16 protein-coding genes are annotated in these 18,466 nt (G+C 67.1%); 5 read left to right on the top strand and 11 right to left on the bottom strand.

The features are described from left to right. Positions 1–557: pyridoxal phosphate-dependent aminotransferase (locus tag WBA11_RS00080; protein ID WP_424518695.1), on the bottom strand; the 557-nt coding region annotated here is incomplete at its 3' end. A gap of 169 nt (positions 558–726) precedes the next feature. Between WBA11_RS00080 and WBA11_RS00075 the strand changes: the two genes are divergently transcribed. From WBA11_RS00075 to WBA11_RS00065, 3 genes are all read left to right on the top strand, one after another. After that, a complete protein-coding gene (locus tag WBA11_RS00075; RefSeq protein WP_424518694.1) occupies positions 727–2,220 on the top strand; it encodes an aldehyde dehydrogenase family protein in 1,494 nt (497 codons plus the stop codon). Between the two features lie 77 nt (positions 2,221–2,297). Then, on the top strand, positions 2,298–2,660 hold the full coding sequence (locus tag WBA11_RS00070; RefSeq protein WP_424518693.1) for a BLUF domain-containing protein: 363 nt from the start codon (positions 2,298–2,300) through the stop codon (positions 2,658–2,660). Between the two features lie 50 nt (positions 2,661–2,710). Then, on the top strand, positions 2,711–3,337 hold the full coding sequence (locus WBA11_RS00065) for a hypothetical protein (RefSeq protein ID WP_424518692.1): 627 nt from the start codon (positions 2,711–2,713) through the stop codon (positions 3,335–3,337). Here WBA11_RS00065 and WBA11_RS00060 read toward each other — a convergent pair. The 6 genes from WBA11_RS00060 to WBA11_RS00035 all read right to left on the bottom strand — a co-directional run bounded on the left by WBA11_RS00060 (position 3,334) and on the right by WBA11_RS00035 (position 10,952). Further along, positions 3,334–4,806 carry an exopolysaccharide biosynthesis polyprenyl glycosylphosphotransferase gene (locus tag WBA11_RS00060; protein WP_424518691.1) on the bottom strand — a complete coding sequence of 491 codons (1,473 nt, stop codon included), beginning with the start codon at positions 4,804–4,806 and terminating at the stop codon, positions 3,334–3,336. The genes WBA11_RS00065 and WBA11_RS00060 overlap by 4 nt on opposite strands. Before the next feature lie 102 nt (positions 4,807–4,908). Continuing rightward, entirely contained in the window at positions 4,909–6,570 is a 1,662-nt protein-coding gene (locus WBA11_RS00055; RefSeq protein WP_424518690.1) for a right-handed parallel beta-helix repeat-containing protein, read from the bottom strand. Positions 6,571–6,740: 170 nt separating this feature from the next. Next, a complete protein-coding gene (locus WBA11_RS00050) occupies positions 6,741–7,388 on the bottom strand; it encodes a PIG-L deacetylase family protein (RefSeq protein ID WP_424518689.1) in 648 nt (215 codons plus the stop codon). Beyond that, positions 7,389–8,183, bottom strand: a complete 795-nt coding sequence (locus WBA11_RS00045) for a glucose-1-phosphate cytidylyltransferase (RefSeq protein WP_424518688.1) — start codon at positions 8,181–8,183, stop codon at positions 7,389–7,391. It abuts the gene before it with no gap. Positions 8,184–8,212: 29 nt separating this feature from the next. Further along, positions 8,213–9,616 carry a glutamate-1-semialdehyde 2,1-aminomutase gene (locus WBA11_RS00040; protein ID WP_424518687.1) on the bottom strand — a complete coding sequence of 468 codons (1,404 nt, stop codon included), beginning with the start codon at positions 9,614–9,616 and terminating at the stop codon, positions 8,213–8,215. Next, positions 9,609–10,952 carry a DUF4910 domain-containing protein gene (locus WBA11_RS00035; protein ID WP_424518686.1) on the bottom strand — a complete coding sequence of 448 codons (1,344 nt, stop codon included), beginning with the start codon at positions 10,950–10,952 and terminating at the stop codon, positions 9,609–9,611. The genes WBA11_RS00040 and WBA11_RS00035 overlap by 8 nt, the downstream gene beginning before the upstream one ends. A gap of 190 nt (positions 10,953–11,142) precedes the next feature. On the opposite strand from WBA11_RS00035, the gene WBA11_RS00030 reads away from it, so the two are divergent. Then, positions 11,143–11,349: a cold-shock protein gene (locus WBA11_RS00030; protein WP_424518685.1), complete on the top strand. Its 207-nt coding sequence runs from the start codon at positions 11,143–11,145 to the stop codon at positions 11,347–11,349. A gap of 64 nt (positions 11,350–11,413) precedes the next feature. Here the strand turns inward: WBA11_RS00030 and WBA11_RS00025 are convergent, their stop codons facing one another. The 4 genes from WBA11_RS00025 to WBA11_RS00010 all read right to left on the bottom strand — a co-directional run bounded on the left by WBA11_RS00025 (position 11,414) and on the right by WBA11_RS00010 (position 17,671). Next, on the bottom strand, positions 11,414–13,912 hold the full coding sequence (locus WBA11_RS00025) for a proprotein convertase P-domain-containing protein (RefSeq protein WP_424518684.1): 2,499 nt from the start codon (positions 13,910–13,912) through the stop codon (positions 11,414–11,416). Between the two features lie 12 nt (positions 13,913–13,924). Then, entirely contained in the window at positions 13,925–14,596 is a 672-nt protein-coding gene (locus WBA11_RS00020) for a nitroreductase family protein (RefSeq protein WP_424518683.1), read from the bottom strand. After that, positions 14,596–16,104: an asparagine--tRNA ligase gene (locus WBA11_RS00015; protein ID WP_424518682.1), complete on the bottom strand. Its 1,509-nt coding sequence runs from the start codon at positions 16,102–16,104 to the stop codon at positions 14,596–14,598. The genes WBA11_RS00020 and WBA11_RS00015 overlap by 1 nt, the downstream gene beginning before the upstream one ends. A gap of 178 nt (positions 16,105–16,282) precedes the next feature. Beyond that, positions 16,283–17,671 (bottom strand): GWxTD domain-containing protein, encoded by a 1,389-nt coding sequence (locus WBA11_RS00010; RefSeq protein WP_424518681.1) that lies wholly within the window; start codon positions 17,669–17,671, stop codon positions 16,283–16,285. 167 nt (positions 17,672–17,838) lie between these two features. Here WBA11_RS00010 and WBA11_RS00005 point away from each other — a divergent pair. Then, the coding region (locus tag WBA11_RS00005) for a phosphoenolpyruvate carboxykinase (ATP) (RefSeq protein ID WP_424518680.1) at positions 17,839–18,466 on the top strand (628 nt) is incomplete at its 3' end.

The raw sequence follows: 18,466 nt of genomic DNA, 5'->3' as shown, positions 1-18,466 counted from the left end.
AGGAAGAGGAGCTTGGTCTTGTCCGTGATGCGCGACCGGATGTCCTCGGCCGTCACCTGGAAGTCGTTCTCGGCGCGCGTCGGGACCCAGACCACCTTGCCGCCGGCAAACTCGGCGAGTGGCCCGTAGCTGACGAAGCACGGCTCGGGGATCAGCACCTCGTCGCCTGGATCGACGAGCGAGAGCATCGCGATCGTCATCGCCTCACTCGCGCCGACGGTCACGATGACCTCGTCCTTGGCGCGGTAGTCCAAGCTGTACAGCCGCGTCATCTCCTCTGACACAGCGTCCCGGAGGTCGGCGAGTCCGAGGTTCGCGGTGTATCCGGTCTTGCCCGCGTCGAGACTCGCCTTCGCGGCCTCGATGATCGGCTGCGGCGACACGAAGTCGGGCTCCCCGATGCCGAGCGAGATCACGTCGTCCATCGTCGCGGCGATCTCGAAAAAGCGCCGGATGCCGGACGGCGGCACCGACCGGATCCGCTCGGACAACCGGCCCGCCATGCGAGCGGCCTCGAGGTCGGACGATGGGATGGCGGGCGTGGAGGACTGGGACATGTCGAGCGCGGAGATGGTGGTTTCAAGCTAGCCAACAGCCTCGAGGACGACGACCGGTCTCCAACCGAAATCGACCTCGAGGACGGCCAACCTTTGCCTCGTTCTCGCAGTCCCCGGACGGGATCCCGGGTAGCTTCGCCCCTCTGCCTCTCCAATCCAGACAACCCCGATGGCCGACGCCCCCTTCCTCAACTACATCAACGGCGCCTGGGTGCCCTCCGCCTCCGGCGAGACGTTCGAGAGCCGCAACCCGGCCCGCCAGAGCGACCTGGTCGGCGAGTTCCCGTCCTCGAGTGCGGAGGACGTTGCAAACGCCGTCGAGGCCGCCAAGGACGCGTTCGATGCGTGGCGCCTGATGCCCGCGCCCAAGCGCGGCGAGATCCTGAAGCGCGTCGGCGACATCATGACCGAGCGAAAGGCCGAGATTGCCCACGCGATGACGCGCGAGATGGGCAAGCCCTTTTTCGAGACCAAGGGCGACGTTCAGGAAGCCATCGACACGGCGTACTACGCCATGACCATGGGCCGCCAGCTGTTCGGCCACACGGTTCCGTCGGAGATGAACAACAAGTTCAACATGACGGTCCGCCGCCCCATCGGCGTGTGCGGTCTGATCACGGCCTGGAACTTCCCGGTCGCGGTCCCGACGTGGAAGATGTTCCCCGCCATCCTGAGCGGCAACACGGTCGTGTTCAAGCCGTCCGAGGACGCGCCCCACTCGGGCGCGCTCTTGGTCCAGGTCATGGAGGACGCGGGCGTGCCGGCCGGCGTCGTCAACCTGGTTCAGGGCGCCGGGCCGACGGGCCGCGCTATCGTCGAGCACACCGACGTGGCCGCGATCTCGTTCACGGGCTCGTCGGAGACCGGCTCGCGCATTGCCGCGACCGCCGCCGCCCGCCACGCGCGGATCTCGCTCGAGATGGGCGGCAAGAACCCGGCGATCGTGATGGAAGACGCCGACCTCGACCTGGCCATGGAGGGCCTGATCTGGGGCGCCTACGGCACGACCGGCCAGCGCTGCACCGCGACCTCGAGGCTGATCGTCCACGAGGACGTCCACGACGAGTTGGTCGAGCGGATCAAGGCCAAGGCCTCGACGCTCACGCTGGGCTACGGCAACGACGACGGCGTCGAGATGGGGCCGCTCATCAACTCCAAGGCCCTCGACAAGGTGACGACCTACATGGACGTCGCGCGGGAGGACGGCGCGACCATCGCGATGGGCGGCACGCCCGCCACCGGCGACGGCCTCGAGGACGGCTTCTTCTTCAACCCGACGCTGTTCACTGACGTGACGCGCGACATGCGCGTCGCCCGCGAGGAGATCTTCGGGCCGGTGCTGTCGGTTATCAAGATCAAGAGCTTCGACGAGGCCATCGAGGTCGCGAACGACGTCGCCTACGGGCTGTCGTCGGCGGTCTACACGCAGGACATCTCGCGCGCCTTCCGGGCGTTGCGCGACATCGACGCCGGGATCACGTACATCAACGGCCCGACGATCGGCGCCGAGGCGCACATGAGCTTTGGCGGCGTCAAGGCGACGGGCAACGGCCACCGCGAAGGCGGCTGGGAGGTGTACGACTTCTACACCGAGACGAAGACCTGCTACATCGACTTCTCGGGCGGGCTCCAGCGCGCCCAGATCGACAACTACGATGACTAGGCCGGCCTCGTCCTCGGAGTCGTAAACGGCCTCGAGGACGCTTCTCTCTGGGTCTCTGACCACGCAGCGGTGCGTGCATGAGTCGCCTGCCCCAAGTCGTCCTGTTTGCCCGCTCGGCGCGAGAGGTCTCCGCCCTCGAGCTCGAGGTGTTTCTGGAGGAGTCGCGCGACCGAGCTGTTGACCTCGAGGTGACCGGGTCGCTCATGCTGCTCCACTCGGGAGCCCGGCCGACGGCGTTCGTTCAGTGGCTCGAAGGCCCGTCGGGGGCGGTCCGCGACCTCGAGGACGAGTTCTCGAACCAGCCGTTTCTCGACTCGTCGAGGACGCTCGTCCGTGCCCATCCCCAGTCACGCGTCTACGCGTCGTGGGGCGTTACCCGCCGTCTCGCGACGGACCGCCAGATCGTGAAGGCGCTCGAGCGGTTTCCGCCCGAGCAATGAGGACCCTCGATGGGGATCGGGCCGTACGCCCGGCCCTCTTACCTCGTCCCATGGGATTGTTCTCGTCGAAACCCGCGTCGCACTTTCCGGTCGTCAAAGGCCGCCGGCTGAGTGACGGCGAGGACGTCTCCATCCCACACGACCTCCCGGCCGACGCGACGCTGCTGATCGTGGCGTTCCAGGACGCCCTCGACCCGCTCTCCGATCAGTGGGCACGCTTGGGCGACCGCTTGGCGGCCGTTCATGGAGACCGCTTCGCCGTTTGGGAAGTGCCCGTCTTGACGACCGCGCTCAAGCACCTCGGAGGTCTCGGGACGATGGGTGTTCGTCACCAAGTCGAATCTGACGAGGAACGGGACCGAACCGTCCCTCTGTTCGTCGACGTCAAGGTCTTCCGCAAGTCCCTCAAGCTGAAGTCCAACGACGTCTACGCACTTCTCGTGGCTCGGGATGGCCGCATCGCGTGGCGCGGAGACGGCGACATCGACCTCGACGAAGTGACCGCCCTCGAGGCCGCGACCGAAGAACTCCTCGACGCACCCATCCCTTCTCCGACCGATCATCCCGACCTCGAGGCCAAAGAGGAGCCTGCCGAGGACCAGCCGGTCGAGGACGAGTCCGCCTCAGACGACACTCCCGTCGAAGCCGAGCGCGACCTCGAGGACGACGCTCGCTAGTACGCGCCGGACCCCTTGACGACGACGCGGATGGTGCGAACCAGGATGACGGCGTCGAGCCAGAGCGACCAGTTGCGCACGTAGTACGGGTCCCAGCGCTCCATCCCGATGTTGCCGGAGTCGCTCCGACCGCTCACCTGCCAGAGTCCGGTGATGCCGGGCCGGACACGCTCCCGGAGGGCACGGACGCGGTCGTTCAACTCGTCGTGGTGATACGCGGGCAAGGGCCTCGGCCCCACGAGCGACATGTCGCCCCGGAGCACGTTGATCAGTTGGGGCAGTTCGTCTAGGCTGGTCCGTCGGAGCAGTCGGCCAGCGGTGGTGATCCGAGGGTCGTTCTCGAGCTTGAAGAACTGCTCCCACTCCGCGCGCAGGGCGTCGTCGCCCTCGAGGGCGCGCTCGAGGACGGCGTCGGCGTCGGTGACCATGGTCCGCATCTTGAGCGCCGTGAACTCGCGGCCGTCCTCACCGATGCGCTTTTGTCCGTAGAACGGCGACTCGCGATCGCCGAGCCAAACCCAAAGCGAGAGGAGTGCGATCGCCGGAGCCCAGAACGGGGCCGTGATGAGGACTGCGAACAGGTCCACCGACCGTTTAAGCAGCCGCGGCCAGCGCCGCGTCAAGGTCGACGACAACTCGAGGCCGAGCACGCCGGCGAAGTCGCGTGGGCGTACCCACAGGCTCGGCGCCTCGAACAGGTCGGGGACGATCACGACCGTCCGGTAGCAAGACAGCGGCCCTTCGAGCAAGTCGATCTGACGGCTCCGGTCGGCTTCGGGGAGCGCGAGAAAGGCCACCGCGGCGCTGGGCGCCACCTGCTGCATGTCCCCGACGATCGGGATCGCATCGAGATAGCCACCCCAGTCTTCGGGGTCGGAACTGAAAACGGCTTCAGGCGCGTAGCCGATTCCTCGTTCCTCTTGGAGCTTGCGGACGATCCGTGCGCCGGCCTCTCCTGCGCCATAGACGACGGCGGGGACGCCCCACCAGTCCCGAGCCACGAGCCCGGCCTTGACGCTCCACCGGGCCATCGGAACGAGAGCGAGCGCGAGGATCGCCGAGATTCCTAGCGTGAGTCGGCTCGCCACCATCGTCACGTCAGCGTTAGTGTTCGAGAGCCACAGCGCGACGGTCGTGATCGCAAACGCGGTCATGAGCACGAGCACCACGCGGCGCAACTCCTCGACGGCGCCGAGCCCCCACCCTGGGAGCAACGACGTGGCCGTCGAGCCGATGAGGTACAGCGGGACGACGGCCCACGCGTACCCCGTCACGGACACGAACTCTCCCGTGACCCACTGCCGGACCAGCCCACCGACGAGGAGCGCGACGACGAGCGCTGCGGTCTCAGCGATTCCGAGCGCCAGTCCGTTCGCGATGCGCTGCCGGGCATGGACGGACGACTGAGCAGCAGCAAGCGCTCTCGCCTTCGAGAACGGTCGGTCGGGCGTGAGAAGGACGGTCTCCATGAAGTCAGCAGTAGGCGACCTCATCTCAACAACAAGCCGTCCTCGATGGCCGTGAGCGAATCAACATGAGATTCCGGTACGCCGGGCGACCTCGAGGGCGACCTATCGCGGCCACGCCGGCGCCGGAGGTGCACTCTGCCACGCCGCAGTCGCACGGACGAGGGTCGGATCCGCCCCCGCCTGGTCGTAGGGGATGACGTCCGTCGAGGGCGCACCGACGTGGAAGCCTGGAGTGCACGGATCGACCTCGTCGGGAGCGCTGAGCACATCACCGATCGTAGCGCGGCGATCCCCCAGCGTGAGGCGCCGCCAGGTCTCGATGTCGCTCCCTCGGAAGCCGGCCTGCGTCCCCGGGGCTGGATAGAGATAGAACGTCGATTGGTCCGTCGACGCGGGCTTGAGCGGGTAGTGGTTTCCCTCGAACCGGTTCGACCGGACGTGCTCGATCGACGTCCCGGTCACCGACATCTCCCGAGCCTCGTTTCTCGACGTCACATTGTTGGAGAAGAGGTTTCCCCAGACGATGTTCGACCCGTCCTCCGCGCGACGGTCTGGATCCAAACGCAGCCACAACCCCGACCCCTCGCTCTCGACGATCGTGTTGTGCACGTAGGCGTTTCGGCTCGCGGCCTGTGACAGGATGCCGGTCCCCGTCCACTCGAGCCATCGCGTGCGGGCCACGACGTTGTGCTGAACGAGCGTCTCGGTGGTCTCCAGCTCGAGCATGATCCCCGCCATCTCGTTGCCGACGGCCAGGCTCCGCTCGATGGTGTTGCGCCGGTTGCCACCGTCGAGCCAGATGCCGGGTCCCCCGTTGTGAGCCGCGTAGTGCCTTTTCACGACCGTGTCCGTCGTCCCGACCAGCTTCATCCCTCCCGCTTCCCAGAACGGGTCGTGTCCCACCCAGTTGTTGGCGACGGCTGCACCGTCCTCGAGGACGCATCCCGAACACGAACCGCCCCACCCCATCTGACCGTTCAGGTCCGCGCGGACGCGACGGAACGTGTGGTCCCGCCCCGAGATGTCGATGCCCAGCCCGATCGTCCACTCGACGCGGACGTCCTCGATGAGAGAGCCCTCGCTCCCGGCGCAAAAGGCGCCCCACTGAGCGCGGTTGCTGGCGTGCCGGAACGTGAATCCGACGACCCGGAGCCATCCCGGCATCGACGAATCGCCGCACTCGGCGTAGCGGTCCGGGCCAAGCGGCCAGAACAGTCGCTCACGCGCCCCGACCTCGACGTTGGTCGGCTCGCCCTCGAAGCGGGCGTGCACCGCTTGCGGGGCGGATGAGGGTCCGTCGACCCAATAGCGATCGTCCTCGATGGACGCCCTCGAGGTCGCGGCCCGTAGCGGCCGGCCGTCGCGAACGACGAGCTCGCGTCGGAAGGCACGGTCCGAGCTGTACGTCTCCAAACCGGGGCCTGTCCACGGCAGGCGCCAGGTGCCGTCGGCGTGACGGGTCCATCGGCCCGATGGGTCGGCGCCCGTGACGACCACCTGGTCGCCAGGGTAGGCGGCGTAGGTGATCCGCGAACCGGGACCTGTCCCGCCCGACTGTGGGCTGACCTGCTCCCGATACATCCCAGCCCGGATGAGCACGGCATCTCCTGGGCGCAAGGCACCGCTTTGAGCGGCTCGCGAGATCGTCCGCCACGGTTGGGCGGCGCTCCCCGGTCCCTGGTCGCTGGCGCTCGGGTTGTTCTGGTCGACGACGTACGTCGTACGACCGAGTGCTGCGAACGCCTCCTCTGCCGGTACGCACATGGCGTCTCTCGGCCACTCCCCAGCCGGACAAGCGGTCGCCTCCGGCTCGGTCCACTCGGGCACGTCCGGCCTGGGCGCCGCGTCCGTTCGGCAGCCGAACCCCAGCGTCGTCAGGACGAGCGCAAGGAGGCACACGCACGACGCGAAACCCCATCGAGGACGTCTAAAGGTCACCATGTCAGCTTGCGGCATGTGAACCCTTCGGCGTAGCGGACGCCGGCCTCGATGCCGCGGAGCCGAGCGAGACTGCGAAACGACTCGCCGTCGTACCAGCGCTTGACATGCTGGCTCGAAAAGTGGCGACCCAGCACGTCGATCTTTCTGTCGAGCGTCTCGGCCTCGAGGGCGACGTACGCGTTCGGCTGACCCAGGTCGCCGTCCCATTTTGGAATCTCGTAGCCGACGATGGTCGCCCCCCGGAAAAGCTGCCAGGCGAGATCGGACAAGAAGCGGTGGTCTTGGTGGGCGTCGTCGCGGCGGTGGGTGAGTACGAGATCGGCCTCGAGGCCGGACAGCGCCTCTTGCGCCCATGCCTTGACGTCGGCCGCGTGGTACGGCAGGTAGCCGTCCCGAAAGCCAGGCGTGAGCACGTCGACCTCGAGGGCGTCCTCGAAGAGGTCCGCCGCGGCGGCACGGGCTTCGTCGGCTCGGGCGTCGGAGCCCGTGAACACGGCGGACGTGATCGACGTGCGCGGGCGCTCTGACAACAGGCGCAACAGCGTCCCTCCTGCTCCGATCTCGACGTCGTCGGCGTGCGCGCCGAGCAGCACGATGCGGAGCGGCTTGGTTCGTCCTTTAGCGGCCTCGAGGTCGAACATCTAGGCGAAGTCGGCGAGCGCCGCCCGGCCCAAATGCCCATCGCCCTCGACCTGGGCCTCGTCCCAGACCACCCAGGGTGCCGTGCCCTCTTTCAAAATGTCGTCTAGGAGCCTCTTTTCCTTGAACGTGTCCATGCAGGCCCAGAACCCGTCGTGCCGGTACATGCCCAGATCGCTCGCCTCGGCCATCCGCTCGGCAGGCGCGGCCATCAGGTCCTCGCCGAACCGCATGTAGTCGAACACGCGCTGATTGAGGACGAAGAAGCCGCCGTTGATGCGGAGCCCCACGTCCGTCACGTGGCGGACGCCGGTCACCTCGCCGTCGTCCGTGGCCTGGACGACGTGGCTTGTGTAGTTCGGCGCGACGCCGATAAACGAGGCGGCCCGGTTGTTGGCCGTCGCGAAGCCGATCATCTCGTCGAGTGGGGCGTCGGTCAGGCCGTCGGCGTAGTTGGCCAGGAACCACTCGTCGTCCTCGAGGAAGGGCCGGACCGCCTGGAGCCGCTCGCCGATGACCGACGTCAGGCCCGTGTCGACGAACGTGATGCGCCAGTCGTGGATGTCGGACTGCAAAAGCTCGACGTCGCTGCCGCCGGTCAGAACGAAGTTGTTCGAAACGGTCTCGTCGTAGTCGACGAAGTAGCGCTTGACGTACTCGGCGCCGTGGCCGAGGCACAGGATGAAGTCGGTGTGCCCATAGTGGGCGTAGTACTTCATCAGGTGCCAGATGATCGGTCGGTACCCGACCTTGACCATCGGCTTGGGGATCGGACCGGAATGGTCTCGGATCCTCATGCCTTCGCCTCCGCAGAACAGGACAACTTTCATGACGGGTGCGCGCTCTTTGGGCGCGGAAGTGCAAGAGCGGCGCCATCACCGCCGGGTCGGGTTACAGAGGTCCAAACCGTCCCGGCTCGTTTCCGAAACACCGGTTGGACCGGGCGGCCCAGGAGTAGGCCCTCGACGGACCCGGCCTCGAGGGCGCGGCCGTACACCTCGAGAGCGCCCGCCACGGCTTGGACGGTCTCGTCGACGACGGCGTCTGTGTGGGCGGTCGTGATGACGAACGAGGGCGCGAGTACGCCGCGCCGCGTCAGCTCCTGGAGGAACAACGTCCGGTAGTCCTGCGACGCGTCGCCATCGGGGCCGCGGGTGTAGAAGACCAGGTTCGAGTCCCGCCCGGCCGTCCCGACGACCCCCTCGAGGCCGGCGTCGCAGACGGCCCGTTCGACGCCGGCACGTAGCCGGGCGCCCTGACGCATCATTTGGGCAGGCGCGTCCTCGAGGTCGGAGATGCGCATCGCGGCGATCGCGGCGGCGAGGCTGTGCGTCTCGGCGCCGTGGGTGGCCGAGAGCAGGAAGACACGGTCTCGGTCGGTATCGAAGCCTCCGAGCTCCATCAGCTCGCGGCGCCCCGCGAGCGCGCTCACAGAGTGCCCGTTTCCAACCGCCTTGCCGAACGTCGACAAGTCTGGGTCGAGACCGTACAAACCTTGCGCTCCGCGTGCGGACCATCGGAACCCGGTGATCATCTCGTCCAGGACGAACACGACGCCACGTGACCGGCAGGCGGCGATGCAGTCGAGGACGTAGTCCGTCGGGTCGGACGCGTCCCGGACGGCCTCCATGACGACGCACGCCGGCCGGTGCTCATCGAGGACGCCCTCGAGGGCGGAGACGTCGCCGTAGGGAAACTGGACCGTCAGGTCCTTGACGGACTGTGGAATGCCGGCGTCGAGAGGCGTCGTTCCGATAAACCAGTCGTCCTGGGAGATGAACGGCTGATCAGAGCACACGGCCACGACGTCTCGGCCGGTCGCGGAGCGGGCCAGCTTGACCGCGGCCGTCGTCGCCGACGAGCCGTCCTTGCAGAACTTGACGCAGTCGGCGCCGATCAGGTCGAGGAACGTCTCGGCGGCCTCGAGCTCGACGCTCGCCGGACGCGAGAAGCCCGCGCCGCGGTCGAGCCACTCGCGAGCGGCCTCGGTGACGCGCGGCTCGGCGTGTCCCAACGTGACGGCCCGGAGTCCCTGGCCGTACTCGATGTAGCGGTTGCCGTCGACGTCCCAGACGTGGGCGCCGTCCCCTCTCTCGATCACGACCGGCATCCACTCTGGCATCTGGTCGTCGCCGCGGGCGTAGGTGTGCGCGCCGCCCGGAATCAGGCGATGAGCGCGACGCTGATGCTCACGGCTCGCGCGGTAGCGATCGAAGTCGGGGTCACGCATGGGCCAGCAGGTCAGCGTCCTCGAGGGCGGCGATGGCTCGTCGGACGGCGTCGAACGGGAGACCGGAGCGCTGGGCGACCTCGAGGGCGGAGTGCTCGCCGTCGGACAGGTTCAGGACCCACAGCATGGCCTGTTGGGCTTGCGACGCCCCCGGCCCTCCCAACGCGTTGTACAAGCCTCGCCGTCCGAGTTGGGGCTCTCCGTGCGGCTTGCGGTTGAGATACCGAGCGTCGGCGTCGAGGGCACAGACGGCGGCCTCGAGGACGAAAAGGGATTCTTCGAGCGCCCAAGGCTTGACCAGGTCGAGGTCGTCGCCGGACGTGTGGTATTCGGGGTACTCGCCGTGCGGCGTCCGCGTCAGCCTGCCGATCGGAAGGTTGAAGCCGGGGCTGCCGTACTGCCGCTCGTCGTAGCCCGTCGGCGCGAACGGCCGGACCTCGAGGGCGACGTCCAGGTCTCGCGCGGCGACCTCGAGGGCGCGGTCGGCGGGTGCCGGCGTGCCGAGCGTTCCCGGCCTCGACCGTTTGTAGACCATCGGCCCGGCGTCACCCAAGTTGGCGAGTACGAAGCCGCCGACGATCCGGTCGAGCCGGTCTCGGTTGCGGTCGAGCCACGTGATCGCTCCGATGGTTCCAGGTGCGAACACGAACCGGACCGTGTGCCGAGGCTTTGGCCTATCGAGAAGCCGCTCGGCCAGCATCGTCGCCACGGCGATCGATGCCGCGTTGTCGTTGGCGAGCGCGGGGTGGCAGGCGTGAGCCGAGAGCAAGATCTCCGCGTCAGTCTCGCCCTCGAAGACGACCTCCCCATAGCTCATGCTGCCGCGCCGTTTTTCGGCATCGACGACGACCTCGAGGACACGGTCGCGGCCGGCTGCGCTTTCGATCGCCTCGAGGTCGCGGTGCGCGAGGCAGAAGCCCCACGAGTCGCCGTAGTAGCTCGTTCGGTACGGGACGAGATCGGGCTGGTCCGGGAGCGAGTGCAGGTGCGGGCGGAGGTCGTCGAACGTCAGGCGCCCGCGGAACGCCTGAGAGTACTGGACGAGGTGGAGCGCCGAGTCCTGCCAGTCCACCACGCGCCGTCCCTCGAGGGCGACGTACGCGTCGCGGACCGACCATTCGTCGGGCACCGTCCAGTCGAGGACGTCGGTCCCGCTCGGCACCTCCGTGACCTCGATCGGGACACGCCGGCCGATCGCGGCGAGGGTGGCTCGGAGCCCGTCGCCCGTGATGCACCGACGCAGCGGTAGGATCTCGGCGACGTCGTCGTGCAGCGCCTCACCCACGCGGGGTGAGGTCTCCGAGAGGCTAGCGCTGGATTCGAGCAGTCGGGACATCGGGTCGGAAGTCCCTGTTTGTATCGACCTCGAGGGCGTTCATCTGAAGGCCTCGACCCCTTCTTCCCGGCCTCGTGCTCTCTTCGACCAAGACCTATCAACCCTTTGTCGAGCCTCCCTCGATAGCGGGCATTGAACGGCCGATTGGTGCGTACTGTCCGGCCTCAACCTTCAGAAACCTGAACCTGACATGATCCAGGGCACCATCACTCGCTTCAACGCCCGCCGCGGCGTCGGCTTCGTCCGCCATGCTCGGAGCGAGCACGCGCTCCCTTTTTCGACACGTAACGCCCAAGGCAGCGACTTCAGCGGTGGCGACACCGTTCAGTTCGACGTTCGTGGAGGCAAGGCCGGCATCGCTGCCCACAACGTGCGGCTGATCCGGGCAAACAGCTAGTCCAGGCTCGTCCGCTCTTTTGCGAGCCCTCCGGCTCAAGCTGGAGGGCTCGCTGCGTTCAGGGCTACCGCAGAACGGTAAGCGGCACCGTCTGGGACTGTCCTTCCGTTTCGACGTGAAGGAAGTACGACCCGGCCGATAGCGTCGAGCGCTGAATCGAGACGGTCCGTGAGCCGGCGACGTCGCCCTCGAGGACGGCGCGGACGACGCGTCCGGTGGCGTCGATCAGGACGGCGCGGACGCGCTGAACGCCTGCGACCTCGATGTGGGCCTCGGTCGACACATCAAAGGGATTGGCGCCGACGATCTGGACGAGGGCCGTCCTCGAGGGCGGCTCCTCCTGGGTCTCGGTGCTTTCTCGGCCGGAGCGGACCAGCAGCAGGCTCCATCGGTTGAGCGTCCCCAGGTCTTGGGACGCCCCGTCGCAGATGCCGAGGGTCCACGTGCCCGCCGCGGACTCGCCCGCGAACTCGGACAGCGCGCCGACGGCTCCACCAGGGCTCCCCGACTCTGGCGCCCCTTCGATGTCGTAGTAGGGAGAGGCCGTCGAGTGATCGCCGCCGTCGAACGCACCAGGGACGGCATCGTCGTCGATGAGCACGTCCAGGTTGGAGGCGTTCGAGCCGTTCGCACCCGTTCCGATCCGGTCGATGAGTACCACCCTGGTGCCTGAAGGACTTGTAAGACGAACGCTGAGGTCGCCCCTGTAGGTGTGTGTTGCGTTGACACCGACGCTAACCCGGTCTAAGACAAAATCGTCCGTCACAGTGATCTCTGAGTCGACGTACGCCGTGCAACCCGCGTCGGGGATCCGCAGGCTAGGCGTGACCTGGTAGATCGCGTCGGGAGCCGGCCGGGAGCGGAAGACCGTCAGGACGGACTCCGCCAGCAGGTCGGACGAGCCGTCGCCGAGGGTGATCGTGGCCGAGTTCGTTAGTGCTCCAACCGCGTCGTCGTCGACACGCGCCTGGTAGCGAAGTACCAGCTCTGTACCGGCACCGATCGTCCCGGACCACGTGACCCCCTGACCGCTCACCGTTGCCGCTCCCGTCGAGGCCGTGACCGATCCGTCGAGCGTGAGGCCGACGGGGAGGATGTTTGTGACACGGGCAGATGAGTACACGTTGCTCGTCGGGTTCAGGACATTGAACGTGAACCCGACGGACTCCCCAGGTTGCGCCCTCGAGGCTGACACCGTCGCACCGGCGCTCGCGCTCGCAACAGCGTCCATGCCGTCGACCGTCTCGGCTCCCGTGTCGCCCGGGTCGAGAATCGCATCGAGGCCGTCGAACATTGCGCTGTGAGTCCGACCGTACCAATCCGGCTCGTCGTTTCCGCACGCGGCCGCTCCGCCCGAAAGCTGTCCCACGATCCGCCGGTTGGAGTCGAACAGCGGCGACCCTGAGGATCCGCCCTCGGTCGTGCCCACGTCCCAGTCCGCGATGCGGATGTAGGACGCGCTCGAGGACGGCGAGTTGGAGGCGTAGTTTGTAATCGAGGTCGGGTCGCCCTCGAGGGAGATCCGCTTTTCCTCGACCGACGGGTGGTGGATCGCGATGGCCATCGAGGGGGCGACGTCGCGGCGGTCCCATCCTGCTAGGTAGACGAGGGCTTCGGCGAGGATCGGGTCGTCGAACTCGAGGACGGACCAGTCCGCGGCAGCGCCGTCTGCCAGCATGACGGTCCCGGTGTTGAACTGAGTCCGCGCGCCGTCCCCATTTCGACCGCTCTCCGGCGATCCGGGTGCTCGGCATGTCGAGTTCTGGAAGTTCCAGTAGACCACGACTTGTGAAGCGCTCGAGGACGTAACGCCGCAGTGCTCGGCCGTCAGGAACAGGGCCTGGCCGTCGCCGACCGTCGTGTTGATAGCGGCCCCGGAACACCTGTCGACGCCTCGGACCGTGTACGCGCCGACGGACCGAATGATGTCGCGGTAGTCGTCGCCCTCAGGACACACGACGTCGACGTTGCACGACCCCGACGCCCCTGCACCGGCAGCCGCCTTCTCGCCGTCGGTCAAGAGTGCCGGCCGGAACGCGTGGTTGACCTGCCCCAACTCTAGCTCGTAGTCCTCGAGGGCGGACGGCTTCGCCGGCGGAAGGTTGAGCTCGATGACGGCCCGGTCGCCCGGGACGATCGGCGTCCACAGCTCGCCGTGGGCCTCGTTGTCGGCCGCGGTGAACGCTCGGTACTCCGGGTCCTGCCCCTCGGGGTAGATCCACAGCGACGCATCCTGGGGGAGTCGAAACCGGTCGAACCCGAAGCTCAGCGAGTACGCGCCCGGCGACGACACCACGAGCCGCCACACCCTCGTGCCGTCGGGGGCCGTGGACCACCCCGTCCGCAGCTTCGCGTCGAGGGCGACCTCGACGGGCTCTGCGAACCGGAGCGGTGCCGGCCCTGCCCGACGTGCGGCGTCGGCACGGCTCTCGAGGGCGTCGTTGTCGAGCGGCGGGAGGCGCAGCAGATCTGCACTCGAGGACGAGACCCGCTGGGACGCCGGCTGCGCCTGAGCCAAACCAGCGGCGGTTGCGAGGAGGGCGAGCAACAGGGACCAGCGCATACGATCGAAAGGCTAGGGGTCGAACCACACGGACACGTCCTCGAGAGGCTTCCGCTCCAGGTCAGGGACGGTCGCATCCTCGGCAGGGTACCCGATGGGAAAGAGAATGTAGGGCGCCTCGTTTTGTGGGCGCCCGAGCAGACCCGTCAGAAACCGCATCGGCGAGGGCGTGTGCGTCAGCGTAGCCAAGCCCATGTGGTGGAGGGCCGTGATGAACATGCCGGCCGCGATGCCGCAACTCTCCTGCACGTAGTAGTGCTTCCGCTTCGAGCCGTCGGCCTCGAGGCCGTACCGCTGCGCGAACAGGACCACGATCCAGGGGACGGTCTCCAGGAACGGCTTCTCCCATGTTGTATCCAGGGGAGCGAGCGCCTCGATCCACTCGTCGGACATGCGCCCGCCGTAGCTCTCCTTCTCCTCCGCCTCGGCGGCGACGCGAATCTTGCGCTTCATATCCGCGCTCGACACCGCCACAAACGTCCAGGGCTGCATGTGAGCGCCGCTCGGCGCTGTGCTGGCCGTCAGGATTGCACGCTCGATCAGCTCGCGAGGGACCGGGCGGTCGGAGAAGTCACGGAGCGAGCGGCGCGCGTCGAGCTCGTCGAACAACGCGTCCGCCCTCGAGGACGACTCGGCCGGATCGATGGGGAGCGCGCGGTAGGGGACCTGCGGGAGCTTCGACACTATGGGTGCAGGCGTCCGAGCAAGCGCGGGAAAGGAGCCGTCTCGCGGACGTGCGGCAAGCCACACACGTAGGCGACCATCCGCTCGAGGCCGAGCCCGAAGCCGGCGTGCGGCACGGACCCGTACTTCCGAAGGTCGAAGTACCAATCGAAGGCCGACTCCGGCAGCCCGTGTGCCTCGACCTGGTCTCTCAAGAACTGGAGGTCGGTCGCGCGCTCGCCGCCGCCGATGATCTCGCCATACCCCTCCGGTGCCAGCACGTCCATCCCGAGGGCGAGTCGGTCGTCGTCGGGGTCGCGCTTCATGTAGAACGCCTTGACCACGGCGGGGTACCGGTGGACCAGGATCGGCGTGTCGAAGTGTCGCGTGATGACGGTCTCGTCCGACCCGCCAAAGTCGGCGCCCCACTCGAACGACGCAGCGCTCTCCTTCCACTGGGGCAGGTTTCGGAGCGACTCCGTGATCTCGTCGAGCCGGCCGTTGATCTCGATCTCGCGCGCGTCGATCCGACGCTTAACGCCCTTTTTCGCCTGACCGTATCCCGCGCGGCTGGTGTCGCGCTCGTCCTCGAGGGCGGCCTGCTCGTCCTCGAGGCCGGCGATTTCAGCGTCGAGCATCGTCTGCGTCTCGTCGCTCGTCAACAGGTCGACGGCCTCGGTGTAGGTGAGCCGAGGGAACGGCGCCTGCCTCGCCGCCTCGAGCTTGCCGACGTCGCGGCCCAGGATCTCGAGATCGTCGCGGCTGTCCTCGAGGACGGCATCCAGGATGGCCACCAGCATCTCCTCGGCGACCTCCATGTTCATGGCGAGGTCGTAGAACGCCATCTCGGGCTCGATCATCCAGAACTCGGTCAGGTGACGGCGGGTCTTGGACTTCTCAGCCCGGAACGTCGGGCCAAAGGTGTAGATCTTGCCGTGCGCCATCGCCATGGCCTCGCCGTGGAGCTGGCCGCTCTGGGTGAGGTAGGCGGGCTCGCCGAAGTAGTCGAGCTCGAACAGCGTGCTCGTCCCCTCGACGGCGTTCCCCGTCAGGATCGGGGCGTCCATCTGGATGTAGCCTTGGCCCTGGAAGTAACCGTGGATCGCGGTGATGATCCGGTTGCGCACGCGCATCGCGGCCCACTGCCGCTGGCTCCTGAGCCACAGATGCCGGCGGTCGCCCAGAAACTCGACGCCGTGCTCCTTGGGCGTGATCGGGTAGGGCTCGGCCAACGCCAGCACCTCGACCGACGAGGCGACAATCTCGACGCCGCCACGCTGCCGCTCGTCGGCCGTCACGACGCCGACGACACGTAACGAGCTCTCTTGCGTGAGCTCACCGGACGCGTCCCAGGACGCGCCATCGACTTCGTCTTCTCGCACCACGACTTGAACGATTCCCGAGCCGTCGCGGACCTCGAGGAACCGAAGTCCCTTTGAGCCACGGGAATTGTAGAGCCACCCGTTGAGGGTGACGGTCTGGTCAACGTGTTCGCGGAGCGCGGCGACGCGCGTGAACGGCTCGGTCATGTAGCATCAGGTGGGGGGACCGAAAGCTACGGGGAGGCCCCTCGCTCGGGGACATCGAGGTCACGGCCGGCTACGTCCTTGACGCGCGGCCTCGAGGACGAACGTCATACCGCACGTACGTCTGTGTCGGGTAACGCCCTCGAGGACGAGTGCAGGCCGCCGCCCTCGAGGACGAGCGCTAGCGGATGATCTCCATCTCCCAGTTCGGGATCGAGACCTCGCCGACCACGTCAGAGTGGAGCAGGTCGAACTGGTCATTCGAGAACCGGGCCACGAAGACGAACACCGAGCGCCCCTCCCCCGGAATATTGTCGTAGAGCCAGAGCTCGTGCGGGTAGGCGTCGGCCTCGAAGATGCGGCGTTCGATCTCGGTCGGCGGCCCGTAGGTCAGGTAGACGCGCCCTCGATCCGTCTCGAAACCGGCCGCTCCGAACTCGCGGAGGCGGTCCTCGGTGAAGTTGAGCCGCTGGTAGAATGCCCGCCTCGCTTCGTTGACGCTCGTAACGCTATCCGTGTCCCTGCGAGACCAGAACGCCGCCAAAAAACGACGCCGGTCGTCGTCCGTCTGGATCGCACGGATCTCCGCCTGCTCTTGGTTGGTCGCGATCACGGCGGCGTGACGCACGTTGAGTTCGAGTTCCTCCTCGCCCATCGAGGCAAACAAGGTCTCCTCAAGACTCATCTCGTTCGCCGCGACCACCGTCCGCTCGACGTCCGGGTTGATGACGTAAAACCGCTTGCTCTGCTCGGAAACCGACTCGTTGGCGTCGTTGAGCACGACGAGACGGAGGTGATAGATACCGCTCGGCAACGTCGACACGTCCATTTGTCCGGCGACGACGTCTACCGGCCGAGACACGCGCTGAACGCGGTTCTGGTGGCCCGGGAGCGCGCTCCCCCCGTCGGTTTCAGCGACGAACGAGAGCAGCGTGTAGTCGTCTCCGTCGGCGGGCGGCGCGTAGACCTCGGCGTAGTACTGGACAGACTGCCCACCTCCGTAGAACGCGTCCGGGTTCGGGCGAATCGCGAGCCCGCTCTTCGAAAGAGGGTCGGACGGATCGGACGACGCCTGAATGCTCGACGCAAGCTGTACCGACGAGATCTTGGTCTGGTCTCCTGAAGCGTATGCGGGAATCCGAAGGTCTCGGGCGAGCCTCACCTCCGAGCCACCCGTTGGCGTCATCGTAACGTCGAGCTCGTATTCGCCGGGTGCAGCGGCGAGCCGGACTTGCTCGACGAACACCTGACCCGAGGTCAATGCCGTGGTGTCCGCGATCACGTACGAGAGCGGGAGCGTCTCATCGAAGATGGGAGTCCGCGACGCCTCGTCCGGCGCGGCTGTCGCGGACGGCATCAACTGAACGCGAACGGGCACCTGGGCTGTGAATCCGTCCTCAGTCTGCTGGAACGGGAGCGTGTGCGCGCCGATCGACAAGTACACCTCGACGAGCGTTAGGTCCTCGGTGTAGCGGAACGTCCCGGCGTCCAACCGAACCTGGATCGGCACCTGGGCCGAAGCGCTGGCGGAAACGGCGACGATAAGGGCGAGCGTAGAAAAACGAATCATTAAGGCCTGAAATGACGAATGCGAGCACAGAACGGTCGGAGCGAAGATAGCGTGTGTTGGCCATTCGCCCGGGTCAGAAGCACCGGCACCCCCTGTACCTTCGGCACTCTTGCAGAGCTGACGCGTCCAAGTTCTGGAAGCGCTTCCTGAACGTCCCCCTCTATTGCATGAACGCCCCTGAACCCGTCCTCCGTCACCTCGCCGACCTCGGCCTCGACCGGACCCAGACGGTGTATTACAACCTCTCCCCTGCCCGGCTCGTAGAGCTCTCCGTTCGCCGGGGCGAGGGTCGCCTGACCGCGGGTGGCCCGCTCGCGACCCGGACCGACCCGCACACCGGACGCTCCCCGAACGACCGGTTCATCGTGCGCGAGCCCTCCACTGAGGACGACGTCGCGTGGGGCTCGACCAACCGGCCGATCTCAGAGGCGGCGTTCGACGGGCTCCACAAGGCCATGAAGCGGTACGCGACGGGCCGCGACCTCTTCGTCCGCGACTGCTACGCCGGGGCCGACCCGCGCTACCGCGTTCGGGTCCGCGTCATCACGGAGAAAGCGTGGCACTCCAAGTTCGCTTACAACATGTTCCTGCGCCCGGCCTCGACGGACGACCTCGAGGACTTTGAGCCCGACTACACCGTCCTCGACCTGTGCGACTTTAAGGCGACGGAGGCGATCGCCGGCGAGCTCAACTCGTCCACGTTCGTGACGCTCCATCTCGGTCGCGGCCTGGTCCTGATCGGGGGGACGAACTACGCGGGTGAGATCAAGAAGTCCATCTTTTCGGCGCTCAACT

The sequence above is a fragment of the Rubrivirga sp. genome (assembly GCF_049648075.1).
In the GTDB taxonomy this organism is placed as follows: domain Bacteria; phylum Bacteroidota; class Rhodothermia; order Rhodothermales; family Rubricoccaceae; genus Rubrivirga.
This window is presented reverse-complemented; position numbering and strand designations above follow the sequence as displayed.

What these genes read in the sequence shown, in the direction of transcription:
- WBA11_RS00075 (WP_424518694.1), top strand. Translation starts at nt 727, where the DNA reads ATGGCCGACGCCCCCTTCCTCAACTACATCAACGGCGCCTGGGTGCCC.
- WBA11_RS00070 (WP_424518693.1), top strand. Translation starts at nt 2,298, where the DNA reads ATGAGTCGCCTGCCCCAAGTCGTCCTGTTTGCCCGCTCGGCGCGAGAG.
- WBA11_RS00065 (WP_424518692.1), top strand. Translation starts at nt 2,711, where the DNA reads ATGGGATTGTTCTCGTCGAAACCCGCGTCGCACTTTCCGGTCGTCAAA.
- WBA11_RS00060 (WP_424518691.1), bottom strand. Translation starts at nt 4,806, where the DNA reads ATGGAGACCGTCCTTCTCACGCCCGACCGACCGTTCTCGAAGGCGAGA.
- WBA11_RS00055 (WP_424518690.1), bottom strand. Translation starts at nt 6,570, where the DNA reads ATGTGCGTACCGGCAGAGGAGGCGTTCGCAGCACTCGGTCGTACGACG.
- WBA11_RS00050 (WP_424518689.1), bottom strand. Translation starts at nt 7,388, where the DNA reads ATGTTCGACCTCGAGGCCGCTAAAGGACGAACCAAGCCGCTCCGCATC.
- WBA11_RS00045 (WP_424518688.1), bottom strand. Translation starts at nt 8,183, where the DNA reads ATGAGGATCCGAGACCATTCCGGTCCGATCCCCAAGCCGATGGTCAAG.
- WBA11_RS00040 (WP_424518687.1), bottom strand. Translation starts at nt 9,616, where the DNA reads ATGCGTGACCCCGACTTCGATCGCTACCGCGCGAGCCGTGAGCATCAG.
- WBA11_RS00035 (WP_424518686.1), bottom strand. Translation starts at nt 10,952, where the DNA reads ATGTCCCGACTGCTCGAATCCAGCGCTAGCCTCTCGGAGACCTCACCC.
- WBA11_RS00030 (WP_424518685.1), top strand. Translation starts at nt 11,143, where the DNA reads ATGATCCAGGGCACCATCACTCGCTTCAACGCCCGCCGCGGCGTCGGC.
- WBA11_RS00025 (WP_424518684.1), bottom strand. Translation starts at nt 13,912, where the DNA reads ATGCGCTGGTCCCTGTTGCTCGCCCTCCTCGCAACCGCCGCTGGTTTG.
- WBA11_RS00015 (WP_424518682.1), bottom strand. Translation starts at nt 16,104, where the DNA reads ATGACCGAGCCGTTCACGCGCGTCGCCGCGCTCCGCGAACACGTTGAC.
- WBA11_RS00010 (WP_424518681.1), bottom strand. Translation starts at nt 17,671, where the DNA reads ATGATTCGTTTTTCTACGCTCGCCCTTATCGTCGCCGTTTCCGCCAGC.